The 24200-nt window shown below is 43.3% G+C and carries 20 protein-coding genes and 1 pseudogene; 12 read left to right on the forward strand and 9 right to left on the reverse strand.

Annotation, left to right across the window (positions count from 1 at the left end):
• Window positions 1–18: 18 nt before the first annotated feature.
• The 4 genes and pseudogenes from AACT19_RS16730 to AACT19_RS16745 all read left to right on the forward strand — a co-directional run.
• Window positions 19–315: pseudogene (locus AACT19_RS16730) on the forward strand (patatin family protein); the annotation flags it as partial.
• A gap of 13 nt (window positions 316–328) precedes the next feature.
• Window positions 329–754 (forward strand): hypothetical protein, encoded by a 426-nt coding sequence (locus AACT19_RS16735; RefSeq protein WP_076647531.1) that lies wholly within the window; start codon window positions 329–331, stop codon window positions 752–754.
• A gap of 142 nt (window positions 755–896) precedes the next feature.
• Window positions 897–1802 (forward strand): LysR family transcriptional regulator, encoded by a 906-nt coding sequence (locus AACT19_RS16740; protein ID WP_017092845.1) that lies wholly within the window; start codon window positions 897–899, stop codon window positions 1800–1802.
• Window positions 1803–2061: 259 nt separating this feature from the next.
• Window positions 2062–3222, forward strand: coding sequence for a BamA/TamA family outer membrane protein (locus AACT19_RS16745; protein WP_017079213.1), 1161 nt, complete (start codon window positions 2062–2064; stop codon window positions 3220–3222).
• Window positions 3223–3308: 86 nt separating this feature from the next.
• Here the strand turns inward: AACT19_RS16745 and AACT19_RS16750 are convergent, their stop codons facing one another.
• The 3 genes from AACT19_RS16750 to AACT19_RS16760 all read right to left on the reverse strand — a co-directional run bounded on the left by AACT19_RS16750 (window position 3309) and on the right by AACT19_RS16760 (window position 7780).
• Window positions 3309–3866 carry a PhnA domain-containing protein gene (locus AACT19_RS16750; RefSeq protein ID WP_076647534.1) on the reverse strand — a complete coding sequence of 186 codons (558 nt, stop codon included), beginning with the start codon at window positions 3864–3866 and terminating at the stop codon, window positions 3309–3311.
• A 231-nt stretch (window positions 3867–4097) separates the two neighbouring features.
• A complete protein-coding gene (locus AACT19_RS16755) occupies window positions 4098–6518 on the reverse strand; it encodes a VolA/Pla-1 family phospholipase (protein ID WP_076647537.1) in 2421 nt (806 codons plus the stop codon).
• A 14-nt stretch (window positions 6519–6532) separates the two neighbouring features.
• The gene (locus AACT19_RS16760; RefSeq protein ID WP_076647541.1) at window positions 6533–7780 is read right to left on the reverse strand and encodes a porin; all 1248 of its coding nucleotides are present in this window, start codon (window positions 7778–7780) and stop codon (window positions 6533–6535) included.
• A gap of 356 nt (window positions 7781–8136) precedes the next feature.
• On the opposite strand from AACT19_RS16760, the gene AACT19_RS16765 reads away from it, so the two are divergent.
• Complete coding sequence (locus AACT19_RS16765) at window positions 8137–9219, forward strand: site-2 protease family protein (RefSeq protein WP_076647544.1); 1083 nt, start codon at window positions 8137–8139, stop codon at window positions 9217–9219.
• An 85-nt stretch (window positions 9220–9304) separates the two neighbouring features.
• On the opposite strand, the gene AACT19_RS16770 is transcribed toward AACT19_RS16765, so the two are convergent.
• Window positions 9305–10093 carry a M48 family metallopeptidase gene (locus tag AACT19_RS16770; protein ID WP_076647547.1) on the reverse strand — a complete coding sequence of 263 codons (789 nt, stop codon included), beginning with the start codon at window positions 10091–10093 and terminating at the stop codon, window positions 9305–9307.
• A 188-nt stretch (window positions 10094–10281) separates the two neighbouring features.
• Here AACT19_RS16770 and AACT19_RS16775 point away from each other — a divergent pair, with 188 nt between their 5' ends.
• From AACT19_RS16775 to AACT19_RS16795, 5 genes are all read left to right on the forward strand, one after another.
• Window positions 10282–10707 carry a hotdog fold thioesterase gene (locus AACT19_RS16775; protein WP_004730936.1) on the forward strand — a complete coding sequence of 142 codons (426 nt, stop codon included), beginning with the start codon at window positions 10282–10284 and terminating at the stop codon, window positions 10705–10707.
• Window positions 10708–10783: 76 nt separating this feature from the next.
• A complete protein-coding gene (locus AACT19_RS16780) occupies window positions 10784–11017 on the forward strand; it encodes a DUF3389 domain-containing protein (RefSeq protein WP_076647550.1) in 234 nt (77 codons plus the stop codon).
• Window positions 11018–11171: 154 nt separating this feature from the next.
• Window positions 11172–12863, forward strand: a complete 1692-nt coding sequence (locus tag AACT19_RS16785; protein ID WP_017079218.1) for an SgrR family transcriptional regulator — start codon at window positions 11172–11174, stop codon at window positions 12861–12863.
• A 65-nt stretch (window positions 12864–12928) separates the two neighbouring features.
• A complete protein-coding gene (locus tag AACT19_RS16790) occupies window positions 12929–13837 on the forward strand; it encodes a DMT family transporter (RefSeq protein ID WP_076647553.1) in 909 nt (302 codons plus the stop codon).
• A 21-nt stretch (window positions 13838–13858) separates the two neighbouring features.
• Window positions 13859–14110, forward strand: a complete 252-nt coding sequence (locus tag AACT19_RS16795; protein WP_004730943.1) for a hypothetical protein — start codon at window positions 13859–13861, stop codon at window positions 14108–14110.
• Window positions 14111–14192: 82 nt separating this feature from the next.
• Here the strand turns inward: AACT19_RS16795 and AACT19_RS16800 are convergent, their stop codons facing one another.
• Complete coding sequence (locus AACT19_RS16800) at window positions 14193–14798, reverse strand: DUF2238 domain-containing protein (protein ID WP_076647557.1); 606 nt, start codon at window positions 14796–14798, stop codon at window positions 14193–14195.
• A gap of 202 nt (window positions 14799–15000) precedes the next feature.
• Between AACT19_RS16800 and AACT19_RS16805 the strand changes: the two genes are divergently transcribed.
• Together AACT19_RS16805 and AACT19_RS16810 are read left to right on the forward strand one after the other, a co-directional pair.
• Complete coding sequence (locus AACT19_RS16805; RefSeq protein WP_004730947.1) at window positions 15001–15840, forward strand: isopenicillin N synthase family dioxygenase; 840 nt, start codon at window positions 15001–15003, stop codon at window positions 15838–15840.
• A 308-nt stretch (window positions 15841–16148) separates the two neighbouring features.
• A complete protein-coding gene (locus tag AACT19_RS16810) occupies window positions 16149–16769 on the forward strand; it encodes a DNA-J related domain-containing protein (protein WP_017079221.1) in 621 nt (206 codons plus the stop codon).
• Window positions 16770–16912: 143 nt separating this feature from the next.
• Here the strand turns inward: AACT19_RS16810 and mrdA are convergent, their stop codons facing one another.
• The 4 genes from mrdA to fabV form a co-directional block, all read right to left on the reverse strand.
• Window positions 16913–18811, reverse strand: a complete 1899-nt coding sequence (mrdA, locus tag AACT19_RS16815) for a penicillin-binding protein 2 (protein ID WP_017081099.1) — start codon at window positions 18809–18811, stop codon at window positions 16913–16915.
• Between the two features lie 253 nt (window positions 18812–19064).
• Window positions 19065–20720, reverse strand: coding sequence for an ABC-ATPase domain-containing protein (locus tag AACT19_RS16820; RefSeq protein ID WP_076647560.1), 1656 nt, complete (start codon window positions 20718–20720; stop codon window positions 19065–19067).
• Window positions 20721–20839: 119 nt separating this feature from the next.
• The gene (locus AACT19_RS16825) at window positions 20840–22747 is read right to left on the reverse strand and encodes a bifunctional diguanylate cyclase/phosphodiesterase (protein WP_076647563.1); all 1908 of its coding nucleotides are present in this window, start codon (window positions 22745–22747) and stop codon (window positions 20840–20842) included.
• Between the two features lie 178 nt (window positions 22748–22925).
• Window positions 22926–24125 (reverse strand): enoyl-ACP reductase FabV, encoded by a 1200-nt coding sequence (fabV, locus tag AACT19_RS16830; protein WP_076647566.1) that lies wholly within the window; start codon window positions 24123–24125, stop codon window positions 22926–22928.
• Window positions 24126–24200: the final 75 nt, after the last annotated feature.

Genomic DNA, 24200 nt, shown 5'->3' on the forward strand with positions numbered 1-24200 from the left:
TAAATACGTGGATTCCATATAAGAAATGGGGCTCTTAAAGCGCCTTATCATCGTTTACAAGATAAGGGGTTGGATTTGGTAGCAAAAAGTTTAACAAGCTTGACGTTGGCACAGACGCGAGGAGACCTTTATCGAATGAAATACTTCAGTGAACTGAATGACATCAAAATGCAATTTACCTATATCGAAAAAGACTTTGGATTTGCCAAACGCTCAAAAGACATGTTTGACGAGCACTACTTGAAAGCAATTTATCAATACGGCTTCTATAAAGCGACTCAAGGGCAGCTTTGGGTCACTGAATTACCACAATAAAAAGAGCAAAGAAATGAACAACACAACACTGGCGTTACTATTACTAAGCATGTCAACGAGCGTTATGGCGCAAGACCTAACGAAAGCTGAGCAACATCACGTAGATAACCAAATGCAACAAATGACACGAGTACATGAAGATTCAGCCATTATTATGATTGATGAGAATTCGAGTTATGTTTCTATTGAATACGTTGGCGAATGGACAGAGATAAACAATTACGTTTCTCATGATGAGGTAAACGCGCTGCAACTACAAAAAGTGGGCAAAAAATTTGTTTACTCACAAACTGGCGATAGCCTCGAATTCTTAGAACAAAAGTTAATGGAACATATTGAGAAAGATCGCCCGAGCTATTTCAGTGTTGATGTATACCGAGATTATCATGGAGACTCAGGTGAATTTAATTATTTAGCGCGTGTCATCGAATATAAATAAGCGTTCTATAAACCTACTCAATTCAGTAGGTTTTCTTTTCTATCCAGCATGTTAGTCATGGCGTTATTTTCGTTGCTTAGTAGCAATTACGCGTTCTTGTGATAGTTTAAATACATGATTCGAGAAAAATTAGTACTTCATTATGAACTTTAGTATTGAACAACTTCTTGCTTTTGTGACTGTCTATGATCAACTGTCTTTCAGCAAGGCAGCAGTCAAACTTAACAAGCATAGAACGACAATCGGGCAGGTTATAACTAACCTTGAAGACCAACTCGCGGTAAGCCTATTTGAAAGGGTTGGACGCTCTGTAAAGCCGACGGAAGATGGTCATCATCTGTACCACTACGCTAAGCAAACGATTGAACAGGCAAGAACATTCGACAAGGTGGCTTTGAGCTTGTCTTATGGCGGGTTGGAAAACATCACCTTTGCTTATTCTGGTGTGATACCTCATCAAATGCTTTTGGATATTCGAAAGAAACTGCGTCGTGATTTCCCGATGATGCGAGTGAACTTTTTAATTCGAAACAAAAAGGATATTAAGAAGGGCCTTCAAAGCGGGGAGTACCACTTTGGACTAGTTAATGTGCATGACAGCCGTGGTATACACAGCTTTGATGCGACTTTTCTAGGTCACATTGAATTTTCCCCATTCGTTCAAAAAAATGGTGAGTTCTCATCTTTGGCGCAAGAGGATGTACTTTTAGCGTTAAGAAATTCAAAGCAGTTTATCTTGAGATCGTTTATTGAGGAGGGAATGTCAGAAAAAGTAACCATCAGCTCCGATAACGAAGAAGTCGATCAATTGGCGTTAGTTATTAAAATGGTTGAAGCCGGTTTAGGGTGGGCACTGTTACCAAAAACGTTTGCTCATTCTGAATTTTCCCATTACGACATTGAACCTATACAGTCGTCTGAAATGCAACAAGGATTCAAATTCGGTTTTGCGCTTTGGTGCCATCACTCTAAGCAAATGAGGGAAGTAAAATTATCGGTTTTATCTGTTATAAAAGAACATGTTGATCGAGTATTGAAACGAGATTAACAGAGCAAGAACGTAAGTAACTTATTAATAGAGGCTCATTTATATGAGCCTTTTGCGTTTCTGTCATTTAGAAAGCTCTTTAATTTTGTAGGGCGACATCCTCCATATGGGAGTAGGGCAAATATACAAAGCTGGTTATTATGCCCGTGCTGATGAGGAACTCTCTTAGCAGCAAAAAGTTCTTAATTTCAATGTTTATTGCACGGAAGCAAACTTTCAACCGAGGCTCAGTCCTCGGTTTTTTTTTGAGGCAATTTATATGAATCGCTGTGGTGTGCTTGCGTTATTCTCAAGCTCCTTATTGACCCCTTTTACTTCTATGGCATCCTTTTACGACCCAGTGGACGGTCAGTTTGATATGGGGCATCACATCGCGGAAAATGCGACTGGATTCTTACCCATACCTATCTTAATTACAGAGCCTGCCGTTGGGTACGGTGGCGGTGTTGCTGGGTTGTTTCTACATGAGAGTGAAGAAGAAAAACGTGTCCGTAAAGAAGCTGCGTTAAAGGCTATTGATGGAGGAGCGCAACTCGTTCCGTCTGCGATGAGTGTCGTAGGTGCTTTGGGGACTGAGAATGATACTTGGTTTGTATTCGGTGGCCATAGACGATCTTGGGTGAATGATTCAATACGTTATATTGGTGGTGGTGGTTTTGGTGTTGCGAATCTTGATTTATATAAGCAGTTTTCTCTTGGCGGGAAAGAGTTAGACCTTAAATTTGGTACAAAAACGTCAGTCGCTGTACTGTCGCAAAAGGTGCAATTTAGAATTGGAAACACGCCCTGGATGATTGGCGTGAAACAGTTATTAGCCAAGTCTAAAGTTGAATCTGATAATCGTTTGATTGATAAGTTAATGGAACTCACTTTAGGCACAGAGTCGGTGACATCAGGCTTAGGTATTGAAGCTGAATTTGATACAAGAGATAACTTGTTCTATCCAAAGAGCGGGTACCGGTTTTCAGCGGACTACATGGTTTTTGATGATGCTATTGGTAGTGATTCAAACTACCGTAACTTCAATATTGAAGGCGAAGGTTACATCCCAGTCGCAGAAAAGTGGACGCTTGGGCTAGCGGGTAATTATCAAAGCTATGAGCAAGATGATGGGTTCGTTTCTCCAACAGCCAAGCCATATGTTGAATTAAGAGGTGTTTCCTCATTTCGCTATCAGGGAGATGAAATTGAGACACTTCAAGGGCAGCTAACTTACAGCATAAGCCATCGTTGGAACGTATCAGGCTTCTATGGATCAGGAAAAGCATCAGAGCGAGCTGAACAAAGTAACAAGGTGAGCGCAGGTGGAGTAGGCTTTCGTTATCAAATTGCTCGTAGGTATGGTTTACATATCGGGATGGATTACGCACAAAGCCATGAAGAAAGTGCCGTCTACTTTAATATAGGCAGTGGATTCTGACAAAAAAATTGGTTTGAATTTTCCAATCAAAAAAGGCGCTAATTATTCATTAGCGCCTTTGAGATTTTGTTCAGCTAAGAGAAGAATTACTTCTTACGGCAGAACTCAGCGATTACGTACATTGATTGACCGCCGTTTGTTTTACCAGAAACAAGCTTAGGGTCGTCACCAACGCTGATGCCACGGATAACAGTACCTTGCTTAATCACTTGGTTAGTACCTTTGATTGGCAGGTCTTTGATTACTGTTACGTCGTCACCTTTTTTAAGTTCAACGCCGTTCACATCAAGAGGCTTGTCATCAGCAGACATGCCGATTTGTGCCCAAACTGATGTTTCTTCTTCAAGGTACATCATGTCTAGTGCGTCTTGAGCCCAGCTTTCAGAGTTCAGACGAGTAAGTTGACGCCATGCCATTACTTGAACTGGCGCTTCTTGGCTCCACATGCTGTCGCTTAGGCAACGCCAGTGGTTGATATCTTTTGGATCGTCAATCTCACCAAGGCATTTGTCACATGCCATGATGCCGTGATCCACTGTTACGTGGCTGTGTGGCGGTACTGCGTATGCAGTAAGAGAAGAATCAGAACCACATAGTTCACATTTAGATTGGCAGCGTTCTAGCATCGTAGCTTCAGAAGACATAATGGACTCACATTTATTAGGTATTAAATTACGGGGCTATTATCCACTTTATTTACAATAAAGAAAGAGGTCGTACGGTATTCTGTCTTGATTAATTTTAGCTGAGATCAACCATTTGTGTTTTAAGGTTCTATGCAAACGGTTAACTAGGGACGATAGGATGTCGATAGATACAAAAATGCCAGCGGTTAGGCTGGCATTTGGTTTCATTAAAAGGTACTTAAGTTTGAGTTACTCCAATAGTGCACTCGGTGCTGCTGTATCAAGGCTATCCGACTTCAAGAAATCAGTTACTTGAGCTCTCATTGATAGAGTATGAGAGGCATCAGAAAGGTCTGCTTGTGGTCCAATGATCGTAGAGTGCTTAGCCGTTTCGTCATACTGAACAAACACACGGTTTCCAATTGAAGGACTCGCTTTTGTAGAGTCGCTCAACCCTAACGTTGTATCTAAGCCTTCAGAACCAACAAATGAAGCTGTATATGATAACGGTGCACCATTATCATCATTGCCATTGTTTGGTACCGTTTCATCATTTTGCGACTGTATCAACAACGTTGGATAGCTAGAGCTAAATGATGACAGGTCCTCAGTGTTTGCTAGTGAATGTGGATCGACCGTGTCAATAAGGGTTTGAGCGGCGACTTTAAATGCAACTAATTCAGTTTCAATTGCTGCGGCGCTAGTTGGATTTTCCTTAGCAAAAGCGGTGTAACAATCACCATCTTTAATGTTGTTGGTTGCACAAGCTGTCGCGACTGAATCCTTGTAAGCCGTATTCAGCTGTTTAGCCAAATTATGTTTAATTTCAGGGCCAAAGGTTTCCGATGCGAACAACAATTCAGCAATGTGTCCACCTGAATTAGCATATACCGCCGAGCTAAATTTATGTGTGCCAGCAATTTCTGATGTAGCAACAGAAGTAAATCCGGTAATGCCGCCCAATGAGTGACCCATAAACTTAACGGTTGTGTCTTTTACATCAACTCCGGCTAATGGTGTACCAGTAAAATCATTACCCACTTTTTCAAGTGCCATACGAAGACCTATTACATCAAGCGCACTTTGACGAATATTGTCACGGGCAACAGGCAAAGCACTTAGATTCAAGTAGTACAGTGCATTATCGTTAGTTGATATAGCACCGCCAGCAAGCGAACGCGAGCCATGAATAGGGTGATCAATCGCTATCACTGCAAGACCCTCGGCCGTTAAATTAGCAGCGAATGCATACGCGTTTTCTTTTACAGAGGTAATACCGTGCTGATAAATGACTACACCTGAAGGCGTGCCAGTTGTGGGTGTAAACAAAAGCACATCAACAGCTTCAAGTGATTTAATTTGTGGTATTGGTGAATACTGAGTGACAATGCGATCACTATCTAGAGCTGTTCCACTTGCGTCCTTTGTGAGTGTTTTTCCCATTAAAGTCGTGACATCAGCTGCGCTAAGGTTTGTTGGGTCTAATCCTAATTTAACCAACTCTCCACCAACGAAAGAACTTGTAGAGCTATCCGTTAGTGCGCTTTTGATAACAGCTAAACTGTCCAACGCTGAGGCAAATGGTGTAACAGAAAACTTACTTGGATCTGTTTCCAAGAAATAAGGAAGCTGAATGGTACCTTTAGTCACATTTACAGTTGTAGTACTGATAACACCATTAGAGTAGAGGAGGTTTATTCCGCCAATTAAGGTCGCAGTTTCTGTAGCGTCATCATCTCCGAGATATTTCTTGAAGTTTGCATCGGCAGCGATTGCTGTGGCAAACGGAACTGTTGATGAAGAATCTAGGCTAAGATTATAAGCGTTTGACAGATCGACACTATTTGGGTTTGCGCTGCCATTCCAATAAGTCGAAAGTGGGGCTCCAGCATCAATCATTCCACCAATCAACGATGCTGTAGAGGCAAGTACATCGCCAACGGAAGTTGTAGTGAACCAAGCTGAATAGACAATTTTATTGGCGTCAACACCGACAGCAGCTGCTATTGCTTCTTGGCCTTTAATTAAAGTTTGCGCACTCGCTAGATCTCCGGTGGTGTATGTTTTCGTTGCTGTTTTGAGAGCCGCATAGCTTTGCGATGTACCTACTGGGTTACCATTTACATCTGTAACGTCATCAGTAATAACAAGCAAATATTCAGACTTCTCATCAAAAGGAGTATTCGGTGTAATTGCTAGATTTGAGCCTACTTTGTAAACTGTGTATTCAGAGCTAGCAACAGGTGTTGGTACTTGAGCCGCTGTGGATGTGTCTGTTAGCTTTTTTGAAAGCTTCAACAATGTAACTCCAGAAGTAACAACTCCAGGGGTATCACCAAAACCATCACCTTCAAACTCGATGTAAATTGGCATGCTTGTCGAAAAACCATCGGCATAGTTCAGTGCTGCTTTTGGGTTTGAAATGCTCTCGTCTCCACCAGTAGGGATCGCTAACGTTCCATCTGTAGAGTCGAATAATAGGTTATTACTTAAAGGAACAGATGCGTTACTGCCTTGCAAGAGCATTTTTTGCGTTGTAGCTCTTGCTAAAGAAGTTTCTAAATAAGCTTCGAGTTGTTGGTTGCTTGTCCCCGAGCTTTCAGTATTGTCACCACAACCTGCTAGCAGAATCGCGGAACATAATAGAGATATCTTAAAGTTACGTTTCATGATGCGACCCTGATTTAGTTAAATGTGTAATTAAGCTGAACTGACGAAAGATAAGCGGTACCTTCGGCTTCGAACGTTCGTTCTTGCTGAGCACCATTTGTCTCTGTGAACTCACCTTCATCACTTACTACAAGCGCAAATCCGGCATCGACAGTCATGTTTTCGCTCCACGCATAAGTGAAACCAGCGCTGTACCACATACGGTCACTATCCGGGATACTGAGCGTTGCTTCACCAGCTTGTTCGTCATAAGCGTAACCAGCTCTTAATGTCCACTTGCTGTTTAGTTTATAGGTCGCACCTAATGAATATCGATTGTTGTCTTCATATTTTTCTGGTTTATAGAAGCACTGGCCAGCCACACCGTTATCGGTACAATCTGGACTCGTTGCTTTTAGCTCTTTGAAAGTACTCCAATCAGTTTGTTGCCAACCGTAATGAATTGCCCATTGTTCGTTAAGTTGGTGAAATGCAGAAAGCTCTAAGATTGCAGGTAGCTCGATTTGTAAGCGACCATCAACCTTGGGAGATGTTGCCCTACCTGAGTCGTAACTGGTGAATTCACCGTCATCAAAGTCAAGGTCAACAGAAGAGCGGTAACCGATACTAAAGCGGTTGTTTTCGTTCAGTTCATACATCGCACCAACATTCCAACCATAGGCAAATGTTTCGCCAGTCATACCGATAAGTTTGTCAGACGGATTCCCACCAACCAAACCTGCGAGCTCACCTTTGTGGCGAGTCAATTCAGCTTCTGCGTAAACTAAATTTAGACCACCACCGATGCTAAATGAGTTATTTACACGGTATGCGATGTTTGGATTTAGATTGACAGATAGGAGCGACGTATCGCCAGCCATATCACCTGCCGAGATGTCATCAGGGTAATCCGTAGCAACACCATAATTGGTGAACATACCGATACCCCAAGCCCATTTATCGTTGATTGGGCTGATGTAATATGCAGCTGGTACTACTTGCAACGGCGCAACATCTTTTGAATGTTCGTTAGCATCAACGTCGTATACGTTAACCTCTGGATCAACGATAGAAACCGCGCCTGAAAATTGGGCTGTATCAAATAGGGTCATTGCGGCGGGGTTTCTCGCTAGTACACTCGCGTTATCAGCTACAGCACCTTCACCTGAAAATGCGCGACCAAGACCTGAGGCAGAGTGCTCAGCAACTTGGAAACCAGCCGCAAGTGAATTACATGCAAATAGCACAGAAAGTGAAACGAGAGAGCGTTGTATTGTTTTCATCCTTGACCCTCCTAGGGCATCAAATCTCATTCTTATTGTTGAAAACACACTGAGCGTTGTTGGTGTTCAAGCTCTAATGTAAATAGCATGTTAAATTCATGTTTAATATAAAGTCAAAGAATGAGTTATCATTTTGTGAGGTAATATTTTTAAGGGGCGGCACTCTAACACTAATAATATAACTACAATCAATGATTTATGGGTGGTTGGAGGTGTGACCAGAATGTTTATGTTAGGTACTGGTATAAATAGTGTTCAACTGCTCAATATGTAACAACTTTGTTTATGTTTACCGTTAATCGCTAAATCGGCATAATATCGATTCATATTGATAGTCATTAAATTGGAATTAAAGTTTGGAATTACTCGCGATAGAGTTTCTTGGAAAACCACTTCGTTTAGAGGGGTCAATGGCAGGGTGGCAACAGTTGTATTGGGACAATACTTTGGTGTCCCAATTAGACGCAACCACAGATCAAGATGATGCTCGAACCCATGCATTTACTCTGCGTGCAGGTGAAGAAACGTTGCAGTGTAACGTTGAGGCGACCGTTCAGTGGCAACCGTTTGAGATGACCTATAAAGCGACCGTGAATGGCCAAACCGTTACCGAAGGCAATCGAAACACCAAAGATATCGAGCAACAAACCCCGGTTGTCGCACCAAAACCAGAGAAGCGTTTTAGCTTAATCGGGTTAGTTTCGCTGGGAATGAAAGCCCTCAAGAGTGCCAAGTTAATCAAGGTGGTACTTGCCTCTGCGAGTTTAGCCGCTTATTCGTGGCTATTTTCAATTCAGTTCGCTTTAGCCTTGATCGCTTGTTTAATGTTCCATGAATATGGCCACATCAGAGCAATGAAATACTTTGGAATGAAGACCAAAGGCATCTATTTGATACCGTTCCTTGGTGGCTTGGCGTTATCCGACGAAAAGATCAATACGCGCTGGCAAGATGTGGTTATCTCGATCATGGGACCATTGTTTGGCTTGATATTGTCGTTGATATTTATGGTGTTGTACTGGGCGACTGGCGAAATGTTCTTCGCTGGGCTTGCGGTATTTAACGCGTTATTAAACTTATTTAATCTATTACCAATTTTGCCTCTCGATGGCGGACATGTACTAAAAAGTATCAGTTTCTCGATGAGCAGTGTGCTTGGTATTGTGCTGTGTGTTGCAGCCGCTATTGCTGGCGTGGTACTGAGTTATCAGTTGAATTTGACCCTGTTTGGCTTCTTATTGATTATGGGCAGTGTGGAAATACTATTCGAATGGAAAGGGCGTCACCACAGTCACTTGTTACCATTAGACAAATACGGTCAAGTCGTGTCGTTTGTTTGGTATGTGGGTCTAGTGAGTAGCTTGATCGGTGTTATCTGGTATTTTGCATCTACTGGTGATCAGCTATTAAGCCTACCATTGCAAATTCTTGGTACTTAACAAGAATCAAAAACAAAAAAATGCCCTAACCAATATGGATAGGGCATTTTTGTATTCGAAGTTTAGCGTCTAAACAAATGTTAGATTACGCTTTGCAATTTGGTCTTGGTGAACCCGATTGAGGTAACGTTTTTATCGTCGCCTGTAGATCTTTGATACGCGTACTGTGGGAAGGGTGCGTAGACAGCAATTCTGGCGGTTGGCTACCACCTGATGCTTTCGCCATGTTTTGCCACAAGTCGACGCTCTGTTTAGGATCGAACCCTGCCTGAGCCATATATTCTAAACCAACAACATCGGCTTCTGATTCCTGAGTTCGGCCATACGGTAGAATAACCCCGTATTGAACACCTAAACCTAGGGCAGCCATTGTCATTCCTTGGTACTGTTTGTATTCTGATGCTCCTAACGCAACACTGGTAATGGATAAACCAGTATTAGCGATTTGAGACTGAGAGAGACGCTCATTACTGTGGTCAGCGAGAACGTGAGCCACTTCGTGTCCGATAACCGTTGCGAGTTGGTCTTGATTGACCGCGACCTTAAGTAACCCTGTGTATACGCCAATTTTGCCACCCGGCAAAGCAAAGGCATTCACTTGGTCGCTATCAAAAACAACAACTTCCCATTCACTAAAGCCTTGTTTTGGAATATGTTGAGTAATGCTGTTTGCAACGCACTGTACATAAGCGTTTGTTTTCGCGTCTTTACTTATTGGCTGTTTTTTCTTCATTTGTTCAAAAGATTGTGCCCCAAGTTGAGACATGTCTTGATCAGAAAAAAGCAGTAATTGGTTTCTTCCTGTCGGGGAAGCGCTACATGCGGTTAGGCCTGCAAGTGTGAGAAGCGAGGCAAACTTCATCCATGACGTCATACAATATCCTCTGTGTATTCGGTTTTTATGCATGTTAACATCAACTTGCGTAATAACTAAGAGCTGTAAGATAAGTATTGTATTTAAAAACATGGTTATCGTTAAGATCACTATTAACGATAATGAAGCTATTCAGTTACTAATAAAGCGATTCACGCACTAATATAGTCAATAATTAAGGAACCCATATGAGTATTTGGAAAAAGCCCGTTGACCTAGATACCTTCAACGCGACCTCAAAAAATACCTTAATTGAGCACCTCAACATTGTTTACACAGAAGTAAACGACAATTCCTTAGTGGCAACCATGCCGGTTTGTCATTTTACGCACCAACCACTAGGCATGCTTCATGGCGGAGCATCGGTTGTGCTAGCTGAAACGCTTGGCTCATTGGCGGCTAATTTCTGCGTACCAGAAGGCTACTATTGCGTTGGATTAGATATCAACGCGAATCACGTAAGATCAATGCGTGAAGGCCATGTTATCGGTACTGCTGAACCTATTCATCTGGGTGTCTCTACCCAAGTATGGCAAATCAATATCACTGACGAGCGTCAACGCTTAGTTTGTACGAGTCGATTAACGATTGCCGTGAAGAAACATAAGCGATAATAGAGTAAGCAGCAGTTAAGTTTGTTCTATTTAGAAAATAGTAATTTGTATTTCAAAGAAGTAGCTAGAGAAACCGATGGTCATAACGTTTAAAAGTGGAAAAGTTATCGCAACCGCACATGAGCTGGTTGTTCGTTTAGATGGTGAACATAGAGTCACGCTGCAAGCGCAAGTTGATGCGATTCAATTAATTGGAAAAGGGGCAAATGTCATTTCGGCGAATGGCTCTGAGTGCAAGTGGTCAATTAAATTAGATAATGAACAACAGCTTTGTGACATCGCCAATGAAATCGGCTGCGATGTGATGTAACCGTATGCTGCAAAAGTACTTAGCCATTCTGTTTGAATAACATCTTGGGACGTCATACCCAATAATTCGCAATAAAAACACGTCAGTAAGATTGATTTTACGTCTTAAAATAGGGAAACTGAATTCAATGTCCTTTGAATAAGTTTTCCTCTTTATGAGCAGCCCAAGACTTCGCGTTCAATTTGAAACCCTGTTTGAATACTTCGATGGTAAAGATTCTGATGTTCAACTCGATGACATAACAGATGTACTCTGTTGTACGCGTCGTAATGCAAGAATGGTACTCAACAAACTTGAAGAACAAGGCTGGGTAGAATGGTTACCGGCGGCAGGCCGAGGTAAGTTATCTCAACTTATCTTTAAGCAGAATCGTTGCGATGTCAGTGAAAACTTAGCGAGGCGGTACTTACAGGAAGGTAAAATTGGTCAGGCGCTGTCAGTGCTTGACCACAATGCTGCCAAGCTTACTCAGGTTATTCAAAACTATTTGGGTGTGCAATATCAAGAAGGTGAGCAGGTCATTCGTCTGCCTTATTACCGACCGCTCTCAATGCTTAACCCGACAAAATCGATGCGACGTTCAGAGCAGCATATTGCCTGCCAAGTCTTCAGTGGGTTAACGCGATTGGATGAAAATGATCAGTTACAACCCGATCTTGCTCATTCATGGCAAAAAATCAGTGACTATCAATGGCGATTCTTCTTAAGACCGGGTGTCCGTTTTCATAACGGGGAGCCTCTATTAACGAATCATGTTGTCGACACGCTTCTTGCGCTCGAACCACTCAACTTGTTCTCGCATATTAAAGATGTCTCTTCACCCGCAAATTGCGTGGTCGATGTCTTCTTAACGCGCCCAGACAAGTATTTCCCACTCGCGCTTACGGAGTCGGTCGCTAAGGTCACTTTGCCGATGATTTTACGTGGCGAAGACTACGATATTCGACCAATTGGTACGGGGCCGTATCGCATTGAGAAGAACGATGAGAAGCAACTCGTACTAACGGCTTTCAACGGATACTTTGGTTTCAGGCCGTTGATTGATCGCGTTGAGGTTTGGGTGGTTGATGAGGCGTATTCTTCTATGGTTTACCCAAGTCTTTCGAAACCGGTAATGGCCGACCGTGGTGATAGTGATGAAGTAGAGCTTGATCCCGGCTGTACGTATTTACTGTTGAATAGAAAGAAGGGCATCGCACAAGATCCCGCATGGGCGGAGTTTTTGTCTAACGCATTGAATGCAGCTGATCTGTTTGTTCATATCCCAAAAGAGACCGTCATCGATTTGGGCGTTCTACACGCCTATGGGATAAAACCTGGTTGGTATGACATAAAGTTAAACACGCCGGTCTGTCCACCAGCAAATGCGAAACCAACCATTAGATTGGCGTACCAATGCCAACACCCGATGTTCCCAACACTTGCCAAAGCGATTGTCACCGTGTTGAAGCAATATAATGTCGATGTTGAGCTTATCGGTTACGAAACCGATCCTCCACACGCCGATAATGTTGATATTTGGATTAATCCTATGGGTATCGCTAACAACAGAGACGATGCATTGGCCGGCTGGTTAATGGACTACAGTTTTCTTGATGAATCTAGCCCAGCTGAAGATTTCGACCAATGGTGTCACATGATTGATCGTTGGCGTTCGGGAGAATTCGAGCAATTCCCAGCACGACAGTTAGGTAAACAACTGGTGCAAAGCAATCAGTTAATTCCGATGTTCCACTGTTGGTTGGGCGTTAACAAAGATCAATGTGGTACGTTGCAGAACGCAAAATGTAATGCATTAGGTTGGTTCGACTTTAGTCAAGTTTGGGTGAAGCCTGACGTTGATTGAAATCTAACGTTGATTGAAACCCAAGAACACTTATTAGGACCAAACAACTCAATTAGGACAACACGATGCAAACTGTGATGGTTACATTTATTACGCTGGTGGCCTTTGCTGCTAATTCAGTTTTGTGTCGCTGGGCTTTAATGGATCAAACGATTGATCCTTTGAGCTTTTCGATCGTGCGCATCTGGTCTGGTGCGCTTACACTTCTGATTTTATTCACTTTATCTTCCCAATCTAAGCATAAACAGGAGCTAGCAAACAACAGCACATCGGTATATACAAAGCTAAAGTCACAGTTTCAATTCACATCAATATTGTCACTGCTTGTGTATATGTTTGGCTTTTCATTCGCTTACTTAAAGCTTGGCGCAGGTCTTGGTGCGCTGGTGTTGTTTGTCGCGGTACAATTTACGATGATTGCCGCACACTTGTTCTCTGGAAACAGAATGTCATTACTTGAGTGGGGCGGATGTTTGTTATCGGTAGCAGGGCTTGTTTACTTGTTAATGCCAACTGAATCGACACAGGCACCAGACTTAGTTTCTATCATCTTGATGTCCCTGGCCGGAGTTGGGTGGGGTATTTACACATTGGCAGGAAAGAAATCTTTAAACGCACTGCAATCGACGACCGCTAACTTTGGATTTAGCTCGCTATTTATCCTTGCAGGTTTAAGCCTTCTAGTTGTAATACCTAATGCAATGCCTCAAGTCTCTATCACTGAACAAGGTTTGATTTACGCGGTTATATCGGGCTCGGTGGCTTCTGGTGTGGGTTATAGTTTGTGGTATTACGTGGTGAAAAAGCTGAATACAGTGGTCGCATCCATTGCACAGCTTTCTGTGCCGGTTATTGCGACACTCGGTGGCGTCTTGTTACTCTCCGAGCCGGTCACCATGCAATTTGTTATCTCATCGACCGTTATTTTACTCGGGATAAGCTTGGTTCTTGTCGCACCTAAACTTAAGAAATAAAGAGCTCAATCATTAACTTCTATGGCTAAACCAAACAAGAAACAACCGACCAAAACGGTTCAGATTTTCTGTGCGAAATGCAAAGCGCAACTTTTTAAATATCGGAAAGGTGGCAAAGGTGCACTCGTGAAGTGTTTTAAGGAACGTATTGTTGAAGATTTCACTAAAGAGCCATGTGTGTGCCCTGAATGTGGGATTGAATTCGCGCGAGATACCTTGGTTCGAGGTACGCCAGCCTACAAGTTTGTTGGTGGCAAGGTAACGATGAAATAACCCGTCACGGTGAAACAAAAAATGCCACAGCACAGTTTGTGTTTGGCATTTCAACGTTACTTTTGATACTCAGAATAAAGCTTTAAGCTCTAACTCGCCCTTGAAGTTTCAGAAGTAATAGCGAGACAATAGCACCCGTTGTATCACACAGCATGTCTTTCTGCGCGTCCCAAATATCACCTTGTGAACCAAGGAATGCGATACCTTCATCACCACCTGCAATCTCCGCGTACCACCACTCAATAATCTCATAACCTGCTGCAACACTCATGATCGCAAACAGAGCAAAGAAACACGCCAACACTGGTTGAGCCAACTTCTTACGAATCAAATATTCAGCTAGTGGATAGGCATAGAGACCAATGGAGAAATGCGCGACACGATCAAAATTATTACGTTCAGAGCCAATCATGTTGTTAAACCATTCAAACGGCACTTCTGCAAATGTATATTTCGCGCCAATCGTATGTAACATCAGCCAGATAAACATCAAAATATAGGCAGTCTTAGTGAAGGTCAGCTTGGTTGATAGCCACCAGATACCCACTAATATCGCTAGAGCTGGGACAATTTCTGCAATCCATACCGCTCTTGAAGAGGGAGCAAACGCTGAAAATAGAAACACAATCAGATAAAGCGTCGTTAATGAAAGCAATGGTCGATTTTGAGCAAGTGGCGTAATTGTCATATCGAGATCTCTCGTCGAAGTTTTTAATAGTGTTACACAATATCGAACAGTGTTCAATTGACCTGTAATCACCATATTTGTTGAAAACTGGCGTTATCGCCCAGTATCTAGACAAACGGTTGCGAGAGTTTCACAAAAGTTTGATTTACAACAAAGCGATCCTTAAAATCGCTTCATCACTACATAACAAGAAAGAAAAGTCATGAAACTGGAAACTGTCGATTACCTTGCTGACGACGCAGCAGAACAATTTGTTCGCTCTCTACGTGAAACTGGTTTTGGTGTTCTTAAGAACCACCCAATCCCGAAAGAGCTTGTTGAGTCTATTTACGAAAACTGGTACCAATTCTTCATCTCTGAAGAAAAAGAGAACTTCCACTTTAATGTTGAAACACAAGATGGATATTTTCCACCTTCAGTGTCTGAAGTTGCTAAGGGCCACACTGTAAAAGACATCAAAGAGTACTTTCACGTATACCCTTGGGGCCAAATCCCTGAGCAGCTGAAAGAACAGATTCTAGATTACTACCAACGTGCGAATGCTTTTGCTCAAGAGCTACTAGGATGGGTTGAAGCTCATGCTCCTAAAGAAGTACAAGAGAAGTTCTCTATCGCGTTGTCTGAAATGATCAACGGCAGTGAGCAGACTCTGCTTCGTGTTCTTCACTACCCACCAATGCAAGGTGACGAAGAGCCAGGCGCTATCCGTGCAGCAGCACACGAAGACATCAACTTACTGACTGTTCTTCCTGCAGCAAACGAGCCGGGCCTTCAAGTTAAAGCTCAAAACGACGAGTGGTTAGATGTTCCATGTGACTTCGGCAACATGATCATCAACATTGGTGACATGCTTCAAGAGGCATCGGGTGGTTACTTTCCATCGACAACTCACCGTGTAATCAATCCATCAGGTGAACGCCAAGAGAAATCTCGTATCTCTTTGCCTCTATTCCTTCACCCGAAACCGGAAGTTGTGCTGTCTGAAAAGTACACAGCAAACGAGTACCTAATGGAGCGCCTAAGAGAACTGGGCGTTATCTAATTAGCGAAATATTTCGTACTAAAATTGGTATAGATATCAAAGGTCAGCTAAATTGCTGACCTTTTTTGTACCTGTACCGCAGGCTCACGTCTGCATTGATGGCGGTTGCACTCACTTAATGACTTTCAGTTTCATGATGAAAGGGTGCCTTTGAGCCAAGCGTTTGAAAGTTGTTGGTCCATTAGCTCGACAAATCGCAGAAAATCGCTTTCAATTAAAAGAGATACGCCAATGGTTATGATGTAGGTTGCTCATTGTATCCAAAGCCCTAGTCATCCATTAATACAGAAAATCTAACTGAGTCCACTATGTCGAATCATCAAGAGGTGAGAGCAAACTTTCATTGCCACATGGAGAACCCATTGCTTTGGCCGATTATGGAAGTGCTTAAGCAAAAGCCAAGCGGCTGGAAAGTACACACATTGGCGGCTCACCTTAACGACCTTGGGTTTGTGCCGGTACTAGACCCTGCACCTGAGAAAGAGTTGTTTAAAAAGAACTTCCTCATCATGAATGCGCTTTATCAGCTTCAAGAAACCTTACACCCTGATGGTTGGCTACAAGTCCAAGCGATGGACATTGAATTGATGAATGGTCGGTATCACGGAAGCAGTCACAGCATCGATCATCAAGACCCACTGCGAGAATACTACATTAATTGGATTAACTATGAAGCGGACGAGGGCGAAGTCAAAAGGCTGCTGAACGAGTTCTGGACTCGGTACAGAAAGTTTGTCGGTGGTGATGAACTCGATATGGATAGAAGCCGAGCGTTAAATTTGTTTGAGTTACCGTTGGACGCGACTCACCATGAGATTAGAAAGCGCTGGCGACAATTGGCTTTGCGCTGGCATCCAGACAGAGACGAGGGCAACACGGCGAAATTCCAGACGCTCTGTGAAGCATGGAATGTATTACGAAGCTCGTAATCGAAAGGCACTTTTAGCTGCTTAGTTGAGTAGAACCCTAAAACAGAAAGCCCCACATTGTGAGTGACACAAGTGGGGCTTTGTCGTCATTACGCTATGTTCTGTAACTAGATTAAGCGTCGTTACTACTTCATTTATTGTTGCTACGACTGGTCTTTGCTTTCACCACTTTTATGCTCAAATGCATAATCGAGTACTTTACGGATATATGGCGCGCCGACTTTTGAACCACCGTTGCCGTGTTCAATGACCACCGTCGCGACATACTCAGGGTGTTCGTAAGGTGCGAAAGCTGTGTAAAGCGCATGGTCGAGTAAATGCTTAGCCAACTTCTTCGAGTTGTAGACCTGATCTTTCGCAAGATCAAATACTTGTGCCGTACCTGATTTTCCGCCGCTGGTGTAGCTAGTTCCCTTAAATGCGCGTCTACCGCTACCTCGACTACCGTGGTTTACCAGTCTCATTGCATTGATAGGTACATCCCATATTTTGTCAGGGACTTCTGTGATAGACGGCATAGGTTTAGGTTTAACGAGTTGTTGTGTGTCAAAGTCCTCACCATGATCCAAGATTGCTCTCAGGATATGAGGTGGCATCACCTTTCCATGATTGACCAACACTGAAGTCGCTTTTGCCAGTTGCATTGGTGTCGATGTCCAATAACCTTGGCCAATGCCAATAGGAACAGTGTCACCTTGATACCAAGGGGTACGATAGCGCATCATCTTCCATTCTCGAGTCGGCATATTAGCGGTGCTTTCTTCATAGATATCGATACCTGTAGGTTCACCAAAACCAAAGCGATTCATCCAGCTTGAAATACGGTCAATGCCCAAGTCAAAAGCGGTTTGATAGAAGAACGAATCCACTGACTCTTCAATGGCTTGGGTTACGTCAACAGGTCCGTGACCCCAACGTTTCCAGTCTCGCCATGATTTAGAGTTGCGTTTGGAACCGGGAATTTGCCATGAGCCGTGGTCATTACGAATCGTATCCTCGGAGATGACATGTTCTTGCAGTCCCGCTACAGCCATAAATGGTTTCACGGTTGACGCCGGAGGATAAACGCCGAGAGTCGTGCGGTTTACCAATGGGTGAGCAGGATCATTCAATAAACGTTGATAGTTCTTGCTAGAAATACCGTCGACAAAGAGGTTCGGGTCGTAGCTGGGGCTTGATGCCATTGCAAGTACACTGTTGTCTTTCGGGTCAAGAACGACCGCGCTGCCTGTTCGGTGATCAAGCTGATCGAATACGTATTTTTGTAGTTCGAGGTCGATATTTAATACGATATCTTTTCCTGCTACCGGAGCTACATACTCAATGGTGCGGACGACTCGCCCACGGCTGTTTACTTCGACTTCTTGATAACCTTTGGTGCCGTGCAAAATGTCTTCGTAATAGCGTTCGACACCAAGCTTACCGATAATGGTAGTCGCTTGATAATTCGCTTCGATGCCTTTTTCTTCTAGTCTCTTAAGATCGCTATCATTGATGTGTGCGACATATCCTAAGACATGGGTAAGTACTTCTCCATTTGGATAAAATCGTTTCAAGCTGGTATCAATCGATAAGCCGGGGAATTGGTACTGGTGCACTGAGAACTTAGCAATTTCTTCTTCGCTTAGGTTCTCTAATATCGTGACCGATTTGAAACGGCGGGTGTTGTGATAACGCTTTTTGAAACGAGCGATCTGCTCAGCCTCTCTCGGGATGTATTTGTCCAACTTGGCAAGCATTGCATCGACATCATCAGTTTGCTCTGGAATCATCGTTAGATTAAAGACGAGTTCATTCTCGGCGAGTAACACACCATTACGGTCGTAAATAAGCCCGCGAGTCGGGGGAATAGGTAATACTTTGATTCTGTTGCCATCGGCACGGGTTTGATAGCTTTTAAAATTTTCGACTTGAAGTCGGTAAAGGTTGCCGACTAAGACAAGAGTGAACAGCAAGATCCCACAAAACGCAACGGTTACACGATTTTTGAACAGATTTACTTCTTTTTTATGGTCACGCATCTTAACGCGTTTATGATTCATTGAAGCCTCAAGGGTTTGTTACATTTAGTTACACCTGTCGAGTCGGAACTTTATATGAATATCGCCATAGTTTTGTAAAAGCTGTGTCATGATTTTTAGGATAAGCACAATATTGGTGGGTTTTATCTTCAAACAAGAAAAGTGAGGCAGGAGACGGTCTTAGGGCTTTAGATCTAGATATAGAGCTAGCGAATAAAAAAAACGGCCCTCACAATGAGAGCCGTCAATACAATTTATGATGCTTGAATCTAACTTAGTTCGAAGGTTTGAACTGAGACTTACGCATACGGTTTAGTGCGGCCATTACATCCAATACTCTTGGTTTCGCTAAGTCACCGTAGTTTGGCATGTTCACATGCCAATCATCGCTTAAGATAGCGCTAAACTCTTTAGCAGGGTTGTTTGACCAACCCGGAGTTTGTGCAAACTGGAACCATGCCCAACCAATCGCGTTCACTTCTGATGTTGACTCTAACTGCTCTAATGCAGAAAGATCAGCGAATTCCTTACCAAAACGCAGTGACTCTTTGCCTTTCGCGTTAACACGGAACTTACCGTCAGTAAGAATATTCATCAGTGCTGCGCGGTTTAACGAACGAGGAACAAACGTTTCTAATGCCGTCTCACATTCGTTAGTACGTTGAGTCGGGTGTTGAGCTATCACTTCTTGTGCTTTTTCAGTGACGTCTACCGCTTGGTAATCGTGCATTTGAATCACAGTGTCAGCCACATCTAAGTAATCGCCAGAACCACCCATTACAACAATGGTAGAGATATCCATCTCTTCACGTAGTTGGCCAATACGGTCAACAAGTGGAGTGATAGGCTCAGCCCCTTTTGATACAAGCGCTTGCATACGTTCGTCACGAATCATGAAGTTAGTCGCTGACGTATCTTCATCAATAAGTAGCGTTTGAACGCCTGCTTCAATTGATTCTTGTAACCAAGCCGCTTGCGATGTAGAGCCAGACGCATCTTGTGTACTGAAATCAGATGTGTCTTTTTGCATCGGCAAATGGTTGATGTAATTTGATAGGTTCAAGTTGTGAACACAGCGGCCATCTTCAGCGCGGATCTTCATCGTATCAGTCGCCGTCACGATACCTTCACGACCGTCACCAGGAATATGGTTGTAGATAGAACGTTCAACGGCGTTCAACAGCGTAGATTTACCATGGAAACCACCACCAACGATTAGCGTGATACCTTTTGGAATGCCTAGGCCTGTCACATCACCTTGGTTCGGTGTGCTTAACGTAACACTCAACGATTCTGGAGCAGCGAAAGGTACCGCACCTTTCATTGGTAGGTCACAGTTACCAGCAATACGAGGTAATACGCTGCCATTTGCTACGAATGCCGCTAGGTTGTTTTCTTCCAATTGAGCACGTAACGCGTCTTGGTCTTCAACGGCTTCACAATGCTTAATCATCGCTTCAATGTTGAGTTCGCGTTCAAGCGTTGCGCGACGAATAAACTTAGGCAAATAGAATGTAATGATGTTGATTGCTTTCTTTGCAAGAATACTACGCCCATCAGCCGGTAAGTTGATACGAAAACGAATTTCGATACCGTGCTCGGTGAAAACCACAGATGTGTTATCCAAAACAGTTTGACCTGTTAGTGCAATAGACACAGTCGTTTCTTGTTTAGCAAATTCAGAGAAGCTACGTGCAATGAAATCACGCGCTGCTACTTGGTATTCGTAAGACTTTTCTTTCAGCCAACCTAACCCTGTTAACGACCAGGCGCGTGTTGCGCGAAAACGTGAAGAAGATGCGTACGGGTCACCTTGAACGTGGTCGATGTGTAATTCGAAATCAGCAAAGTCGTATTGACCTTTAATTTGTTGATATGCGCGGAAGTTTTGTTTTTCGAGCTTTTTAAGCTTTGCAGTCAACTGATCCATAACGAGGAATGCCTATATAAAGGGAAGATTAAAACAGAAAGGCGGCGATTATAAAAATCACCACCTTTAGAGTAAAGAGAAAGTAGGCCTAAATCCAAAACAAACTGCTCTTTTTCGCTTTAAGCGTAACGGGTTGTCCCCAAATAGTTTTGATTGATTAAACTGTGTTCGAATTCTTGGCTCGGCATTGGCCGCCCATAAAGGTAACCTTGACCCACATCGCAGCCCTCGTTGATAATAAATTGCTCCTGAGCTTCAGATTCTATCCCTTCAATCGTGACTTTTAGGTCGAGCTTCTTCGCTATTTGGACAATAGAACGGACGATTTCCGAGTCTTCATGCGAGTTAAGCATCTGATCGATGAAGCTCTTATCAATTTTAATCGTGTCGAACGGAAATTTCTTGAGATAACTGAAAGAGGCGTAGCCCGTCCCAAAGTCATCTAGTGACAATGTAACGCCAATGTCATGCAGCGATTCTAAGGTATTCTTGGCAACCACTTCATCGGCAATCAGGCCACTTTCTGTCACCTCGAGTTCCAAGAAGTGGGGTTCTAGGTGATAGGTTTCGAGTAGGTGAACCACTTGTTCCGCAAAGTGCACATTCTTGAGTTGAATTGCAGATACATTCACAGCCATCTTGAAATCTTCAACGTATTCGGACCACTCTTTCGCTTTTTCAATCGCATTACGCAAAACAAAGCTTCCGACTTCGAAAATCAAACCGTTTTGCTCGGCCATATGTATCAAGGTTTCGTTGGAGATATCACCTAAGACGGGATGGCGCCAACGTAGTAGGGCTTCAGCACCAACCCAACGATGCGTTAATGGACATACCTTAGGTTGAAAGTAGAGCATGAGGTCATCATTGCGGACAGCTTGAAGCAAATAACCTTCAATCTTATTGATGTGACTTTGTTGTTCAGTATGAGATTGAGAGTAGTAAGCGAATTTTTGCCCGGAATCTTTACAGGCGAGCATGGCTTCTGATGATTTCTGGAGAATACTTTCCGCATCGTCTTCGTTGTCAGTAATCGCAATCCCGATAAACGCATGCAAATGTACTTTGTCACTGTCGATATCGAACTCTGAATGGCCGACTTTAACGAGCGTCTGGCAAAGTTCTTCTAGGCGTTGGTGCAAATCTTTTACGCTGAACGCCAGTACGAGATCGATAGAAGTAGGGCGTGCAGTTAGTACCTCGATATCAGAGATACTGTCGATACGTTTTCGGTATTCAACCAGCACTTGGTCTAACGCGTCATAGCCATATCGAGCCTGTATGCGCCTTCCATTCGTAAACCCTATATGAATCACCGCAAATGAACTGTCCGTCAGCCTTTGCTGTGACGACAGTTTGTTATTTAGGCGAGACTCGAATGCGGTTCGGTTCAAAAAACCGGTGCCGATGTCATGATTCTTTTGGAAGTTTATTTTTTGTTCAGCCGCTCTTCGCTTATCGATCTCTTGGTTTAAAGAATAATTGAGGCTCGCGAGATCTTTAGTGCGAGTGTAAACCCGGTTCTTTAAGTCACGATTCATTTGGGTGAGCTTAGCGTGCTGAAACAAAGTTTTAAGCTGAGATTCTATCGAGGTACGAAAGCTTTCTAATAGCTTGATATAGGTAGGTGTGTAGTGATTTTCTTTCGAGTCCAAGATACAAATGGTGCCGAACAATTCGCCGTTAGGCCAAAATAGCGGAATGCCACAATAAGAGATTAAGCCAAGCTTTGTGTCGGGGTTGTTTTCCCAATCAGGATCGACAAGCGCATTGGGCACCACAAGTTGTTGCTGAGACTCCATCACCGTTTCGCAGTAAAGCCCATTGCCTAAGGTTTCAGAATCGCCTTTGTTGTAAGGGTTATCCTCACTGCGACTGGTAGAGAAAACTTCAATGTAGTTGGTGTGAACGCGCATGATAAGTGCGGCGGGAACTTCAGTGATTTGAGCCAAGAGGTCGACAATATTCTGCCAACTGGAGGCCATATCGTCAGGAATATCTAAGTCTATCGTTTTTATCTTCTTCATATGACTCCGAGTCAATTATGCTAAATGCCTCAACACGTCCTGTGTTAATTAAGATGAACCAAATAAACTGTGAATCTTACTTTTACTAAGTATAAGAAATGTTGCACAAAAAAACCTCTGCAATTTTGCAGAGGTTTTCAAAGGTGAATCTGGGTCTCAGTAATGAGATAAGTTTCGATTAAGGCTTTAACTTTATAAAATCATCAGTATTAAGTTTCTCTTTATAGTCTACCGACGGTTGAGCAAAACCGTTCAACTGTAAAAACTCTTCTTTGAACCCTTGATAGTCGCCAATTGCTTGGAAGTTGTTTTCATCCATAGCTTCAAGTAGCTCAGTCACATGAGCTTGGGTTTCTGGATCGAGTTCCCATTCATCCATACGAATTAGGCGTTCGCCGTCCAGAGGGACTTTTGATTGACCATAGAGTTTACTGCTGAATAAACGCTGCATTTGTTGGATACAACCTTCGTGGGTCTCTTTATCTTTCATCACTTTATACAAAGCAAGTAGGTAAGGGCTTAACCCCGGAATGAATACACTGGCTTTGGTGACGAGAGCCTTACACACAGTCGCGTAGGCATTACCGCCGAAGTTTGCTAGTTCAAGGTTCAGCGCGTGGCTTGTTTGATGAAGGTCTATTTTAGCGCGCCCCAAAGTGCCGTCTAAGTAAATAGGGTGCGTGACTTCTGGACCAACATAGGAAAATGCGATGGTTTTACAACCTAGGGCAATGGATTCAGCGTTGATAAGCTCATCTATCCACTGCTCCCAATCTTCGCCGCCCATGACTTTAAGTGTACTTTCGGCTTCTTCTTCCGTCGCTGCAGCAAGTGTGTTTGTCACCCAGTTGTCGTGCTCTAGCGAGATAGTCGCGCCGGTAACGCTTTCACCAATAGGCTTAATGGCAGAACGCCAAAGCTCATCAGAATTTGGCTTAGGTCTAACGCCAGCGGCTAGGCTGTAGATAATCAGATCCACTTCACCTTCGAAGTAAGTTTCGATGGCTTCGACAACTTGGGAGCGTGTCTCTTGTGAAAAGGCATCGCCAACGATGTTGATCGCAGTACGTTGCTCTCGTTCGGCTTCTTTTCTGAAGTAGATATTGTTGTACCAACCTGCAGTGCCTAAGGATTTTTCATTAGGACCGCGCTCGAATGAGACGCCGATGGTGTCTGCTTTAGCACCGCCAAAGGTAAGGGCGATACGAGCGGCAAGCCCGAAGCCAGAGGATGCGCCGATGATCAGGACTCGTTTAGGGCCATCTTTGATTTGCGGCGCACTCTTAACAAACTTGATTTGTTGCTTTACGGCTTCTTGACAGCCAAGAGGGTGAGCGCTTTTGGCTACCACACCCTTGATAATAGGTTCGATCAGCATAAATAACCTTACAGTTAACGGTGATATGCACTCAGGCTAACGTAAAGCTGTGTAAAATTTATTGAGCTAGACCAT

The sequence above is a fragment of the Vibrio sp. 10N.222.47.A9 genome (genome assembly GCF_963872585.1).
GTDB classification, from domain to species: domain Bacteria; phylum Pseudomonadota; class Gammaproteobacteria; order Enterobacterales; family Vibrionaceae; genus Vibrio; species Vibrio splendidus.

What these genes read in the sequence shown, in the direction of transcription:
- AACT19_RS16735 (WP_076647531.1), top strand. Translation starts at nt 329, where the DNA reads ATGAACAACACAACACTGGCGTTACTATTACTAAGCATGTCAACGAGC.
- AACT19_RS16740 (WP_017092845.1), top strand. Translation starts at nt 897, where the DNA reads ATGAACTTTAGTATTGAACAACTTCTTGCTTTTGTGACTGTCTATGAT.
- AACT19_RS16745 (WP_017079213.1), top strand. Translation starts at nt 2,062, where the DNA reads ATGAATCGCTGTGGTGTGCTTGCGTTATTCTCAAGCTCCTTATTGACC.
- AACT19_RS16750 (WP_076647534.1), bottom strand. Translation starts at nt 3,866, where the DNA reads ATGTCTTCTGAAGCTACGATGCTAGAACGCTGCCAATCTAAATGTGAA.
- AACT19_RS16755 (WP_076647537.1), bottom strand. Translation starts at nt 6,518, where the DNA reads ATGAAACGTAACTTTAAGATATCTCTATTATGTTCCGCGATTCTGCTA.
- AACT19_RS16760 (WP_076647541.1), bottom strand. Translation starts at nt 7,780, where the DNA reads ATGAAAACAATACAACGCTCTCTCGTTTCACTTTCTGTGCTATTTGCA.
- AACT19_RS16770 (WP_076647547.1), bottom strand. Translation starts at nt 10,093, where the DNA reads ATGACGTCATGGATGAAGTTTGCCTCGCTTCTCACACTTGCAGGCCTA.
- AACT19_RS16775 (WP_004730936.1), top strand. Translation starts at nt 10,282, where the DNA reads ATGAGTATTTGGAAAAAGCCCGTTGACCTAGATACCTTCAACGCGACC.
- AACT19_RS16780 (WP_076647550.1), top strand. Translation starts at nt 10,784, where the DNA reads ATGGTCATAACGTTTAAAAGTGGAAAAGTTATCGCAACCGCACATGAG.
- AACT19_RS16785 (WP_017079218.1), top strand. Translation starts at nt 11,172, where the DNA reads ATGAGCAGCCCAAGACTTCGCGTTCAATTTGAAACCCTGTTTGAATAC.
- AACT19_RS16790 (WP_076647553.1), top strand. Translation starts at nt 12,929, where the DNA reads ATGCAAACTGTGATGGTTACATTTATTACGCTGGTGGCCTTTGCTGCT.
- AACT19_RS16795 (WP_004730943.1), top strand. Translation starts at nt 13,859, where the DNA reads ATGGCTAAACCAAACAAGAAACAACCGACCAAAACGGTTCAGATTTTC.
- AACT19_RS16800 (WP_076647557.1), bottom strand. Translation starts at nt 14,798, where the DNA reads ATGACAATTACGCCACTTGCTCAAAATCGACCATTGCTTTCATTAACG.
- AACT19_RS16805 (WP_004730947.1), top strand. Translation starts at nt 15,001, where the DNA reads ATGAAACTGGAAACTGTCGATTACCTTGCTGACGACGCAGCAGAACAA.
- AACT19_RS16810 (WP_017079221.1), top strand. Translation starts at nt 16,149, where the DNA reads ATGTCGAATCATCAAGAGGTGAGAGCAAACTTTCATTGCCACATGGAG.
- mrdA (WP_017081099.1), bottom strand. Translation starts at nt 18,811, where the DNA reads ATGAATCATAAACGCGTTAAGATGCGTGACCATAAAAAAGAAGTAAAT.
- AACT19_RS16820 (WP_076647560.1), bottom strand. Translation starts at nt 20,720, where the DNA reads ATGGATCAGTTGACTGCAAAGCTTAAAAAGCTCGAAAAACAAAACTTC.
- AACT19_RS16825 (WP_076647563.1), bottom strand. Translation starts at nt 22,747, where the DNA reads ATGAAGAAGATAAAAACGATAGACTTAGATATTCCTGACGATATGGCC.
- fabV (WP_076647566.1), bottom strand. Translation starts at nt 24,125, where the DNA reads ATGCTGATCGAACCTATTATCAAGGGTGTGGTAGCCAAAAGCGCTCAC.